Raw genomic sequence first — 12,176 nt, 5'->3', positions numbered from 1 at the left:
CCTTATTCTGTTATCAGCTGACGGCGCCGATCAGCGCGTTAAAAATGGTGCTCGCGGTCTGGATCACCTGAGCATTCGCCGTGTAATACTGCTGATAACGGGTCAGATTGCCATACTCTTCATCCAGGTTGACCCCGGAGATGGACTGCTGCTGGTTGGTCAGCTGTGTCACCACGTTATTCTGTGTGGTACTGGTAGTTTTCAGATTGGTCGTTTTGTTACCAATGTTGGCTACCATGCTGGCATAACCTTCAGTCAGCGAGCTGGAGCCGTTAATCACTTTTTTGGTCTGCAAATCCAGCAGCGACTGGGCGTTAGTATTATCACTTACACCATCATCGGCACCGGCGGCGGCAACTTTAGACTCATCGCTGATATTTACGTCCATATTGACGATGGCATCAGAGACGGGTTTGACCAGGAAGCTGTCATTGGTGTTGGGAGTGCTGCTTACGGTCACCTTGAGTCCATCAAAGCTTAACGAACCGTCTGCGGCTGCCGTTACGGTACTTTTGGCATTATCTGAAAGACGCGTCACGTCCCAGTTGGTGCCGTTATAGGTCATTTTGTAGTCGGATGCCTGCACTTTGCTGGTGTCATCCCACACTGCCGTCATGGAAGCGGTGCCGGTATTTTTGGCGTTAGAGATGGTCGCCGGGCTACCCAGGGCAAAAAAGGCTTCACCCGCATCACCGTTACTGTCAAAACCGGCTTCATGCTGCGCGTTAAAGCTGCTGCCCAGCGCCATTGCCATCTGACCCAGCTGATTACGGGTATTGTCGAGGTCGCTTCGGAAGGAAATTAATCCGCCCAGCGAGCCAGTATTCAGCAGTTTTTCATTGATTTCAGAGGTGGCACCAGTGGTATCGTTTACCGTTGCAACGGTGATCCTGCGCGGATCGCTGCTGGAAGGCACCGTGGCGAGCTGGCTGAAGCTGCTGCCCTGCACCAGCGAGATGCCGTTGCCCATACTGATGTTATAGCTGCCGCCATCCTGCTGACTCACGGTCACGCCAACCAGTTTATTCAGGTCGCTGACCAGTTGATCGCGCTGGTCCATCAAACCGTTTGGCTCTGTCCCGCCGCTTGCGCCTTTCAGCTTGGCAATCTGCTGGTTGACGTTAGCAATCTGTTTGGCATAGCCATTGATTTGATCAACGGTTGAAGTGATTGAAGTATTCAGGCCGCTGTCCAGGTTACGCAGATAAGTATCCGTGACCTGGAACTGGTTAACCAGGCCGTCAGCCTTACCTAACACAGCCTGACGTGCAGAAGCATCATCGGCATTGCTGACCAGCGTCTGTATAGAAGAGAAGAAACCCTGAATGTTGGTCGAAAGCGTGTTGGTGGTGCTGGAAAACATGTCATCAATGTTCGACAGCTGATTAAACTGCGTGGTCAGTGCGCTGGACTGCGTACTGGCCGCGCGAAGCTGGTTGGTGATAAACGCGTCATACTCGCGGTTGACGCTGGCGATCGAAACGCCGTTACCATAATAGTTGTTGCCGCTAAGCGTGCTGTTGGCCTGGGCAAGTACGGTAGTCTGACGGTTATAGCCAGTAACGCTGTAGTTGCTGATGTTGTTACCGGTAGTATTCAACGCCGCCGAAGCCGCATTTATTCCGCTTAACGCGGTATTAATTAAGTTAGACATGTCGGTTCCTTGTTTACCCTGACACAGCACGGGCCGGCATTAAGAATCTGCCGGCGTGCTTTAACACAAATCCGGCCTGAAAAGGTTATCGGTAAAACCGGGAGAAACTTGAGTAAAAATCAGAACAAATCGCCAATATCCTGGGTGTAGGCTTTTACCACTTTCTCACCCATATTTTTAAATTGCTGAATCATCCCCACCAGCTTCTGCGCATATTTAGGATCCGTTGCGTATCCTGCTTCCTGCAACGCTTTTGCGCCCTGCTCCGGCGTTGTGGCCGTGGTCACCGCGCTGTAGCGCGGATTATTGCTGATAAGTTTGACGTAGTCGTTCAGGGCCTCGAAATAGGAGTCGTAGACACGGAACTTCGCCACCACTTTTTTGGCATGGCCATGCTCATACTCGGTGGTGAGCACTTCAGTGGTTTTACCCTGCCAGCTGCCGGTAGCTTTAATCCCAAAGACGTTATAGCTGGGCTTGCCCTGCGAGGTGAGGATCTGTCGCTGACCCCAGCCTGATTCCAGCGCGGCCTGCGCCAGGATCAGATGATGAGGAATACCGCTTTCTGCACTGGCCATTTTGGCCGGCTGGGAAAGCTGGGCGATAAAGTCGTTGCTGTCACCACTTAACGGCGTATCGGATGAAGGCGGCCGCGGAACCGCCTTGCGGATAATCTGTTCCATAGCCAGCGGCGGCAGCGTATTGATAAAGTTTTTGTCCAGCATCATCGGCACGGTGCCCGCTTTTTCATCCAGCGGTGCGGCCTGCTCCATCTGCTTGACCATCATGTCGGCCAGACCCAGTCCTTTTGAGGCGATCTGCTGCCCAATCTGCTGATCGTACATTGAGGTATAAAGCCGCGTTTGTTCCGTGCTCAGCAGACCATCCTGCGGCAGTGCCTGGCGCATACTTTTCAACATCATCTGTACAAACATCCCTTCTACCTGCTTTGCCACTTCCCGTGCATGTGCTTTCGGGTCGCCGCTGGCCTGGCGTTTCAGGTTGTTCAGTGAGCGGCTGTCGTACGCCGCTCCCATCAGAGATTGGGAATCGCTCATCAGATAATTTCCAGTTTGGCGTGCAGACAGCCCGCACTCTGCATGGATTGCAGGATGGACATCAGATCAATCGGCGTTGCGCCCAGCGCATTCAGGGCACGTACCACGCTGTTCAGGTTGGCGCTGGCATTTACGCTCTGCAACGCACCGCCGCTCTGACGCAGGTCGATTTGCGTCTGCGGAGTCACCACAGTTTGCCCGCCACCAAATGGCGTGTTGGGCTGGCTGACGTTCTGCGACTGGTTAACGGTGACCGAGAGGTTGCCCTGCGCAATGGCACAGCTGCTGAGCTGAACTTCACGGTTCATTACCACCGAGCCGGTACGCGAGTTGATAATCACTTTGGCGTCCATAATCGGTACAGAGACATCAATATTCTGAATATCGGCCAGCAGGCGAACCTGCGAGGTTCCGTTGGCGGAAACCTGCACCTGCACGGTACGGCCATCCAGCGCCTGGGCAGAGCCGTAGCCGCTGCGGGCGTTGATCGCGTCGGTGATCCGCTGCGCCATGCTGAAGTCTTCCTGGTTCAGGAACAGATTGATCACGCTTGAAGTACCGAAATTGTTCGGCAATTCGCGCTCAATCGTTGCGCCGCCGGTGATCCGTCCACCGTTAACCTGGTTGACCGTCACGCTGCTGCCACCCGCCGAAGCCCCCGCGCCGCCCACCAGGATGTTTCCCTGAGCCAGCGCATAAACCTGGTTATCCACGCCTTTCAGCGGGGTCATCAGCAGCGTACCGCCACGCAGGCTTTTGGCGTTACCCATAGAGGAAACCACCACGTCGATGACCTGTCCCTGGCGGCCAAACGCCGGAAGCTTACCGGTAACCATTACCGCCGCCACGTTTTTCAGCTGCATGTTGGTGCCCGCAGGCACCGTAATCCCTAACTGGGATAACATGTTGTTCAGACTTTGCGTGGTAAAGGGTGTCTGGGTGGTCTGGTCACCGGAGCCATCCAGCCCTACTACCAGGCCATAGCCAATCAGCTGGTTTTCACGCACGCCACCCACGGTGGTTAAGTCGCGAATACGGTCAGCGTGGGCGAAGGCGCTAAGGCCAGCCAGCAGCAGCAGGGTGAAACGAACAATCATCTTACGCATTGGAACCTCTTAATACGGTGACAGGTTCAGGAAGAACCTTTGCAGCCAGCCCATGGTCTGCGCCTCATTGATATAGCCGTTACCGACATATTCAATGCGAGCATCCGCCACCTGCGTCGACACAACACTGTTGCTGCCGCTGATGGTGCGAGGGTTAACCACGCCCGAGAAGCGAATAAATTCCGTTCCCTGGTTGATCTCAATCTGTTTCTCACCCACGACTTTCAGGTTGCCGTTCGGCAGAACCTGATTCACCGTCACGGTGATAGTGCCGGTAAAGGTGTTATTGGCCGTTGCGCCGCCTTTGCCTGCAAAATCGGTCTTGCCGCTGGCATCGATATTAGTTTTATCGCCGCCCAACAGACCAGTCAGTGAACTTGGCACGCTCAGACCGAGCGTGGTGCTGCCGTCACGTCCTGCGGAAGCAGTCGAGCTTTTGCTCGCACTGACGTTTTCCTGCAAGGTAATGGTCAGCGTATCGCCGATATTACGTGGACGTCGATCCTCAAACAGCGGCTGATAGCCGTAGTTCATCGGCATCACGCCCTGAAAAATGGAGCCGTTAACAACCGGCGGCGAAGCAGGCAGCGGCTGGGCCGTTGTCGAACCTTCAACCAGTGGCGTACGGGGAACTAAAGCACAACCGTTAAGCGTCAGGAGCAGCGTGGCTACCAACAAACGTCCAGGCATTGGGATTTGCTTCGCCATGGAATCACTACCTTTAATAATGAAAGATTTTTATTCAGGGTCGGGCAAGCCCGACCGCTGTGGCATTACAACTGCGTCAGTTTGGCCAGCATCTGATCGGAGGTGCTGATAGCTTTACTGTTGATCTCGTAGGCGCGCTGGGTCTGGATCATGCTGACCAGCTCTTCAGCCACGTTAACGTTAGAGGTCTCGACATAGCCCTGATAGAGCAAACCGGCGCCGTTATTGCCTGGCGTACTGTCGGTTGGCGCACCGGAAGCCTGAGTTTCCTGATAAAGGTTTTCACCTTTGCTTTCCAGGCCCGCATCGTTAATAAAGGTGCTAAGCGTCAGCTGCCCGACCTGAACCGGCTGAGTCTGGCCCTGCTGGGTCACGCTCACCACACCGTCACGACCGATGGTCATGCTCAGGGCGTTGGCTGGAACAGTGATAGCTGGCTGAACCGGGAAACCGCCGTTGGTCACTAACTGGCCGTTCTGATCGGTCTGGAACGAGCCGTCACGGGTGTAAGCCAGGGTGCCGTCTGGCATCTGCACCTGGAAGAAGCCCTGGCCGCTGATAGCCACATCTTTCGAGGAGTCGGTTTTGTTCAGGTTACCCTGAGTATGCAGACGCTCGGTAGCTACCGGGCGCGTACCTGTACCCAACTGCATGCCTGAAGGCAGCGTGGTCTGCTCGGAAGACTGTGCGCCTGGCTGGCGGATAGTCTGGTACATCAGATCTTCGAACACCGCACGCTGACGCTTAAAGCCGTTAGTGCTTACGTTGGCAAGGTTGTTCGAGATGACGTCCATATTAGTTTGCTGGGCGTCAAGACCGGTTTTGGCAATCCAGAGAGAGCGGATCATTATAGTTTCCTCTGCACTCAGCTCATCGACAGCAGCTGGTTAGCGCGTTGTTCATTCTCATCGACGCTGGAGATGATTTTCATCTGCATCTCGAAGCGGCGTGCGTTAGCAATCATATCGACCATGGTTTCTACCGGCTTAACGTTGCTGCCTTCCAGCACGCCGGGCATCACCTGAATGGTCGGATCGTTCTGCAAAACGGCACCGCGCTGTGCCTGCGCGGTCGCGTTCAGACGGAACAAACCGTCATCTCCGCGCACCACTTCGGAGCCGATGGCTTTCACCAGCTTCAGTCGGCCCAGCTGGACAGTGGCATTCGGCGGATCGCCAGGGTTCAGCGCGGTAATAGAGCCATCAGCGGCGATGGTGATTTCCGAGCCTTGCGGCACGGCAATCGGGCCACCGTCGCCCATCACCAGGTTCCCCTGGATAGTGAGCTGCCCGGCCGGATCGAGTTCCATATTCCCGTTACGGGTGTAGGCCTCGGTACCATCCGGCGCCCGCACGGCCAGCCAGCCGTTTTCACGCACGGCTACATCCAGCGGACGCTCGGTGTAGTCCAGCGTTCCCTGTGACATGTCTGCGCCAGGGGTTGACGCTGTTACCAGCGTACGGGTAGGCAGTGAAAGCCCTTCCACCGGCACGGCGCGCAGCGCATTAAGCTGCGCACGGAAGCCCGGCGTGGAGGCGTTGGCGAGGTTGCTCGCCGTCACGGCCTGCTGGTCGAGGGTCTGACTGGCAGCCCCCATTGCGGTATATATCGCGTGATCCATAAGACGATCCTGTTAGCCGAATTAACGCAGGTTGACCAGGGTATTAAGGATCTGGTCCTGAGTTTTAATGGTCTGGGCGTTAGACTGATAGTTACGCTGTGCCACAATCATGTTCACCAGCTCTTTGCTCAGATCCACGTTGGAGGACTCCAGCGCGCCTGCGGTCAGAGTACCGAGGTTACCGGTACCTGCCAGTCCCACCAGCGCCTGGCCAGATGAGCCGGTTGCAGACCAGACGTTGTTACCTTCAGACTTCAGACCTTCCGGGTTAGCAAAGTTAGCCAGCGCGATCTGCCCCAGAACCTGGGTTTTCTCGTTGGAGTAGTTGCCTACCAGGGTGCCGTCATTGTTGATCTGATAGCTGGTCAGCTCGCCAGGCTTATAACCATCCTGCGTCGGGTTACCGAAGGTGCTGGTGCCGGTGTTCTGCTGCTGACTGTTCAGCATGCTGATATTAAAGCTGGTGGGCGCAGAACCGTTCAGGGAAGTGAGCGTAACCGGCTGTTCAGCGGTCGAGGTCATCTGGCCATTCTGGTCAAACGTCATGGTGAAGCTGCCGACGTCAGCGGTAGGATCGGCCGCGCTGCCATCTTTAACGTTCACACTCCAGGTTCCGTTTGCTGTTTTACTGAAATAGAGGTTCAGGTTGTGTTCGTTGCCCAATGAGTCATAGGTGGTCATTGAAGCCTTGCTGCTGTAGGTATCGGTATCATTGATATCCAGCGGCGTTTTGGTAATCACAGCATCCGTTGAGTTCAGGTTCGCCACAATAGCCGCTGAGCCGGTTGCCCTGGCAGACATCGCGGTAGTAGGAACGCTCAGAGCTACCGGGTTAGCGCCGGTCTGTACGGTTGGCGGCGTGCCGGTTGCCGGATAGCCGGTCAGTTGCAGGCCGTTGGCGTTAACGATGTTACGGTTTGCGTCCAGGGTGAACTGGCCGTTACGGCTGTAGTAGACTGCGCCGCTGGTGTCCGCCATGCGGAAGAAGCCAGACTGGCTGATCGCCACGTCCAGTCCACGGCTGGTAGAGGTGGTGGTACCGTCATTAAAGTCCTGAGTAACCGCAGCCACTTTAACGCCCAGACCCACTTTGGAACCGGCAAACATATCTGCGAAGGAGACGGTTGCAGACTTAAAGCCTACCGTCGCGGAGTTAGCGATGTTGTTACCGATTACATCAAGGTTGCTGGACGCGGCGTTTAAGCCACTGACTGCCTGTGAAAATGCCATGTGTTCACTCCTGAAAAAAGTTAGGTGTTAAATAATCTGACGAACATTTGCGAGAGTAGTGCTACCCATAGTGCCGAGGTCTAAAACGGCACCGCTCGTGTCGTTAGTCACCCCATTAACCAGCGCATAATTCAGCGGCTGCGTAACCAGTTGTCCGGTTGCGTTGCTGGCGCTCAGAGAAACGCTGTATTTACCGTCAGCAGCGGTGGTGCCATCGGTGGTGCTGCCATCCCAGGAGAAGGTATGCACACCGGCGCTCAGTCCGCCAAGATTGATGGTTTGCACCACCTTGCCGGTTGAATCTGTGATTGTTGCGGTAGTCGCAGTAGACGCCTGCTCCAGGCTGACGCCAAACGGCGTAGTCTGCCCGCTGCCTACCAGAACCTGTGAACCGTCCACCATCACACCGTGACCAATCAGCGTGGTCGCCTGCAAAGACTGTCCGCTATTGATCTGGCCAGAAATCGATCCCAGCGTGGTGTTCAGTTTTTCAATGCCGCTCAGGGTATTGATCTGCGCCAGCTGGGTGGTGAGCTGGCTGTTATCCATTGGATTAGTGGGATCCTGGTTTTGTAACTGCGTGACTAACAGCGTCAGGAAGTTATTCTGCAAGTCCGCAGCCGAGGTATCTTTTGTCGACGAAGCCGCAATGTTTGAGTTATCAAGTTTCTCGTTAGTGCCTACTGCAATGCCCATCAGCGTGCTCCTTATTGACCCATCGTCAGGGTTTTCATCATCATCTGTTTCACGGTATTCAACACTTCCACGTTGGCCTGATAGCTGCGCGACGCGGACATGGTGTTGACCGTTTCCCCTACGACATCAACGTTAGGCATTTTTACGTAGCCTTTGGCATCGGCCATGGGATTGCCCGGCTCGTAGACCAGTTTGGCTGGCGTAGGGTCATCAACGACCTGCGCCACACGCACACCACCGGTAGGTGAACCCGGCAGGGCATTGGTCTGGAAGACAACCTGTTTGGCGACGTAAGGCTGACCATCTGGCCCGGTTACGCTGTCGGCGTTGGCCAGGTTACTGGCGCTGACGTTCAGACGCTGAGACTGGGCGTTCATTGCCGAGCCGGCGATATCAAAAATATTCAGTAAAGCCATAAATTATTGCCCCTGTAGCACGGACATCATGCCCTTGATCTGGCTGCTGATAAGCGTCAGATCGGTCTGGTATTTCAGGCTGTTGTCCGCAAATTGCGTACGTTCACGGTCCATATCAACCGTGTTACCGTCCATCGCTGGCTGGTCCGGGATCCGGTACATCAGGTCGATGGACGCTGGTTGCAGCGTTTCCGCGGGAATATGGCGTGCTGACGTCACCGCCAGCGACAGTCCCGATCCTTCCGTCCGCCCCTGCTCCATCACCTTATTCAGCTGACTGGCGAAATCGATATCGCGAGCCTGGTAGCCTGGCGTATCAGCATTGGCGATATTGGATGCCAGGATCTCCTGCCGCTGGGCACGCAGGTTTAAAGCTTCGGTATTAAACCGTAGTGCCGCGTCCAGTTTGTCGAGCATGCTTCCTCCGCAAAATGAAAATTCAGAGCTGACAGCATAATCGGGGCGCGCAATAGTCATCGTCTGAATAGCGCTAAATTATGTTGCTATTTTGCGCCTTGACCTGAACGGGCCAGGAGTAGAATCAGGACCAGTTTGATTTATGGGAGAATCCCGATGCGGCACATTGTTGTTTTAGTCAGCCTGCTGGCTCTGCTGAGTCTCTCTGCCAGCGCGGCCGATCTGACAGCTCAGCTCAATCAGTTTTTTCAGTCCCGCTATGGAGAAACCGGTCTGAACGCCGATACTCTTTCCGTGGTGGTGAAAACCCCGCAATCGCAGTGGCCCGAGTGCGAGGCGCCGCAATTCTCGCTGCCCGGCAACAGCCGCATCTGGGGAAACATGAGCGTGGCCGCCAACTGCGACCAGAATCGTCGCTATATCCAGGTTCAGGTGCAGGTTACCGGTGATTACATTGTGGCGGCCCGCCCGGTGATGCGCGGCGGCACGATAACGGCCGAGGATATAAAAATTCAGCACGGCAGGCTTGATACCCTGCCGGCGAGAACGGTGATGTCGGCAGAGCAGATTGCCGATGCGGTAACGCTGAGGGATATCGTTCCAGGTCAAGCACTTACGTTGATGATGGTGCGGCAGCCCTGGCGGGTGAAAGCGGGACAGAACGTGACTGTCACCGCCAGCGGCGGCGGATTTAGCGTCAGCAGCGAAGGCCGGGCGATGAACAATGCCACCACGGCACAGCTGGTTCGGGTGAGGATGAGTTCTGGTCAGATTGTCAGTGGAAAAGTCGGGGCGGATGGGATAATTCTTATAACGCTATAAAGCACTAAAGAAGGGTTCAGTTCTGCCGATAGTGTTATTAACAGACATAGTACACTTAGCTTATCAGGTCGTAAAAACGCCTGATCATACAGGAGCCAGATTATGAGCATTGACAGAACTCAACCGCTGAACCCGGCCAGCACCGTACAGACTCGCGACACCGGCGAAACCGTCGCCCCTAAAGCGCGCCCGGCAGAAAGCAAAACCACCCAGGCCGGTACGCAGGTAGTCCTGAGCGGCGCACAGTCGCAGCTGACCAAAGCCAGTTCACAGGATATCAACACCGCTCGTGTTGAAGAGTTAAAAACAGCCATTCGTAACGGCGAGCTGAAGATGGATACCGGCAAAATTGCCGATGCCCTGATCCAGCATGCCAAAGATTCTTTAGAAGGTAACTAAGTAAATGCAAAAGCTGCTGACCGCGCTTGATAAGATGTTGGAAGTGCTGAACAGTCTGGCCGACGTGATGACGGCGGAGCAACAACAGCTCTCAGGCGGTCAGATTAACAGCAGCTTGCTGCAACGTATTACCGAAGATAAAAGTTCGCTGTTGGCCACGCTCAATTTTATTGAGCAGATGCGCCGCGATGCAGAAAAAGAGGCGGGGCTGCATGCGCCCTACAGCCTCAATCCTGATATGGCTCGTCGCTGGGCCGCTATCCAGGAGCAGACCGTGAAGCTGCGCGATACCAATTTACATAATGGATTGCTGCTGAATCACCAAATCAGCTTTACCGAGCAGGCGCTGGAAGTGTTGAAGCCGCATCAGACGCAAAAGTTTTATGGCCCGGATGGCCAGGCAACCACCAGCAGTTTTATCAGCCGTAAAGCTTAAGCTCCGCTCGTCCCAGATCCCAGCTTCAGTAAGCCCCAATGCGCTCTGCGCCCTGGGGCTTTGCCCGATCACGCCAGCGTTTTGCGGGCGAAGTCCTTCACCCGGAAGCCCAGCGCTGCCAGTACGGCGAAGAACACGCCGCCGCCAACCGCACAAACAGCCGCCAGACGCAGCAGACGCCAGAGCATATTGCCCGTAGCCCAGTCAGGCATAACCTGAAGCATTCCTACCAGCGCAGCGGCCATTACCGCAACGGCGATAAACAGCCGTACCAGGAAGGCGCTCCAGCCAGGCTGCGGATGGAAAATCTGCTGTTTGCGCAGCTGCCAGTAGAGCAGCGCGGCATTCAGACAGGCACCAAGACCGATTGAGAGCGACAGCCCCGCATGTTTCAGTGGCCCAATAAAGGCCAGGTTCATCAGCTGCGTCATCACCAGCGTGACGATGGCGATCCTGACCGGCGTTTTAATATCCTGACGGGAGTAGAATCCCGGTGCCAGCACTTTCACCACAATGATGCCCATCAGCCCCACTGAGTACGCCACCAGCGCGCGCTGCGTCATCGCTGCGTCAAACGCACTGAATTTGCCATACTGGAAAAGCGCCACGGTCAGCGGTTTAGCCAGAATCCCCAGCGCAACGGCGCACGGCAGCGCCAGCAGGAAGCAGAGGCGCAGACCCCAGTCCATCAGGCGGGAATACTCATCATGATTGCCGCTGGAAAAGCTTTTTGCCAGCGAAGGCAGCAGAATGGTGCCTAACGCCACGCCGAGCACGCCGGAGGGAAACTCCATCAGGCGGTCAGCATAATACATCCAGGAAACCGAGCCGGAGACCAGAAAAGAGGCGAAAATGGTATTAATAATCAATGAGATCTGGCTGACCGAAACGCCGAGGATCGCCGGCCCCATTTGACGCATCACGCGCCAGACGCCTGCGTCTTTCAGGTTCAGCCTGGGCAGCACCAGCATGCCAATCTTTTTCAGGTGGGGAAGCTGATAGCCGAGTTGCAGTACGCCCCCCGCCACTACCGCCCACGCCAGCGCCATGACCGGCGGATGAAAATGGGGAGCGGCAAACAGCGCAAAGCCAATCATACTGACGTTAAGCAGCGTTGGCGCAAATGCCGGAACGGAGAAGCGGTTCCAGGTGTTGAGAATGGCCCCCGCCAGCGAGGCGAGCGAGATCAGGAAAATATAGGGGAAGGTCACGCGTAACAGCGCAGAGGTGAGCGCAAATTTATCGGCGGTATCCGCAAAGCCGGGAGCCGTAATCATAATCACCCAGGGCGCAGCCAACATCCCCAGAATAGTGATAATTGCCAGCGCCAGCGTCAGCAGACCGGAAACGTAAGCGACAAACACTTTTGTCGCCTCTTCGCCCTGCTTGCTTTTATATTCAGCGAGGATCGGCACAAAAGCCTGAGAAAACGCCCCTTCAGCAAAGATACGGCGCAGCAAATTAGGCAGTTTAAAAGCGACAAAGAAGGCATCCGTTGCCATCCCGGCCCCAAAAACTCTTGCCACTATGGCATCGCGGGCAAATCCCAGCACGCGCGAAAACAGGGTCATAGAGCTGACCGCTGCCAACGATTTCAACAGGTTCATGTTCTT

The 12,176-nt window shown here is 55.4% G+C and carries 14 protein-coding genes; 3 read left to right on the top strand and 11 right to left on the bottom strand.

All coding sequences use genetic code 11. From position 1 onward, the window contains the following. Positions 1-13: 13 nt before the first annotated feature. From flgK to flgB, 10 genes are all read right to left on the bottom strand, one after another. A complete protein-coding gene (gene flgK / locus AAH450_RS11315) occupies positions 14-1,654 on the bottom strand; it encodes a flagellar hook-associated protein FlgK (RefSeq protein ID WP_342910287.1) in 1,641 nt (546 codons plus the stop codon). Positions 1,655-1,773: 119 nt separating this feature from the next. Then, positions 1,774-2,712 (bottom strand): flagellar assembly peptidoglycan hydrolase FlgJ, encoded by a 939-nt coding sequence (flgJ, locus tag AAH450_RS11310; RefSeq protein WP_342910286.1) that lies wholly within the window; start codon positions 2,710-2,712, stop codon positions 1,774-1,776. Further along, positions 2,712-3,818: a flagellar basal body P-ring protein FlgI gene (locus tag AAH450_RS11305; protein WP_342910285.1), complete on the bottom strand. Its 1,107-nt coding sequence runs from the start codon at positions 3,816-3,818 to the stop codon at positions 2,712-2,714. Before AAH450_RS11305 ends, flgJ begins: the two co-directional genes overlap by 1 nt. Before the next feature lie 9 nt (positions 3,819-3,827). Continuing rightward, positions 3,828-4,526, bottom strand: coding sequence for a flagellar basal body L-ring protein FlgH (locus AAH450_RS11300; RefSeq protein ID WP_306206398.1), 699 nt, complete (start codon positions 4,524-4,526; stop codon positions 3,828-3,830). 65 nt (positions 4,527-4,591) lie between these two features. Then, on the bottom strand, positions 4,592-5,374 hold the full coding sequence (gene flgG, locus AAH450_RS11295; RefSeq protein ID WP_306206400.1) for a flagellar basal-body rod protein FlgG: 783 nt from the start codon (positions 5,372-5,374) through the stop codon (positions 4,592-4,594). Between the two features lie 17 nt (positions 5,375-5,391). Next, complete coding sequence (locus AAH450_RS11290; protein WP_342910284.1) at positions 5,392-6,147, bottom strand: flagellar basal body rod protein FlgF; 756 nt, start codon at positions 6,145-6,147, stop codon at positions 5,392-5,394. Positions 6,148-6,168: 21 nt separating this feature from the next. Further along, positions 6,169-7,377 carry a flagellar hook protein FlgE gene (gene flgE / locus AAH450_RS11285; RefSeq protein WP_342910283.1) on the bottom strand — a complete coding sequence of 403 codons (1,209 nt, stop codon included), beginning with the start codon at positions 7,375-7,377 and terminating at the stop codon, positions 6,169-6,171. 27 nt (positions 7,378-7,404) lie between these two features. Further along, complete coding sequence (flgD, locus tag AAH450_RS11280) at positions 7,405-8,073, bottom strand: flagellar hook assembly protein FlgD (protein ID WP_342910282.1); 669 nt, start codon at positions 8,071-8,073, stop codon at positions 7,405-7,407. An 11-nt stretch (positions 8,074-8,084) separates the two neighbouring features. Beyond that, positions 8,085-8,489, bottom strand: a complete 405-nt coding sequence (flgC, locus tag AAH450_RS11275) for a flagellar basal body rod protein FlgC (protein ID WP_306206408.1) — start codon at positions 8,487-8,489, stop codon at positions 8,085-8,087. 3 nt (positions 8,490-8,492) lie between these two features. Further along, on the bottom strand, positions 8,493-8,906 hold the full coding sequence (gene flgB, locus AAH450_RS11270; protein WP_342910281.1) for a flagellar basal body rod protein FlgB: 414 nt from the start codon (positions 8,904-8,906) through the stop codon (positions 8,493-8,495). Between the two features lie 156 nt (positions 8,907-9,062). On the opposite strand from flgB, the gene flgA reads away from it, so the two are divergent. The 3 genes from flgA (at position 9,063) to flgN (ending at position 10,563) form a co-directional block, all read left to right on the top strand. Continuing rightward, positions 9,063-9,728, top strand: a complete 666-nt coding sequence (flgA, locus tag AAH450_RS11265; protein ID WP_342910280.1) for a flagellar basal body P-ring formation chaperone FlgA — start codon at positions 9,063-9,065, stop codon at positions 9,726-9,728. A gap of 102 nt (positions 9,729-9,830) precedes the next feature. Beyond that, positions 9,831-10,127, top strand: a complete 297-nt coding sequence (gene flgM, locus AAH450_RS11260) for a flagellar biosynthesis anti-sigma factor FlgM (RefSeq protein ID WP_342910279.1) — start codon at positions 9,831-9,833, stop codon at positions 10,125-10,127. Between the two features lie 4 nt (positions 10,128-10,131). Continuing rightward, positions 10,132-10,563, top strand: a complete 432-nt coding sequence (flgN, locus tag AAH450_RS11255) for a flagellar export chaperone FlgN (protein ID WP_342910278.1) — start codon at positions 10,132-10,134, stop codon at positions 10,561-10,563. A 68-nt stretch (positions 10,564-10,631) separates the two neighbouring features. Here flgN and murJ read toward each other — a convergent pair whose 3' ends face one another. Next, on the bottom strand, positions 10,632-12,170 hold the full coding sequence (murJ, locus tag AAH450_RS11250) for a murein biosynthesis integral membrane protein MurJ (protein WP_342910277.1): 1,539 nt from the start codon (positions 12,168-12,170) through the stop codon (positions 10,632-10,634). Positions 12,171-12,176: the final 6 nt, after the last annotated feature.

Origin of the sequence: Erwinia magellanica (genome assembly GCF_039023495.1) — a bacterium.
In the GTDB taxonomy this organism is placed as follows: domain Bacteria; phylum Pseudomonadota; class Gammaproteobacteria; order Enterobacterales; family Enterobacteriaceae; genus Erwinia.
Note: the sequence above shows the minus strand (reverse complement) of the source record. Positions and strands in the feature narration are given on the sequence as shown.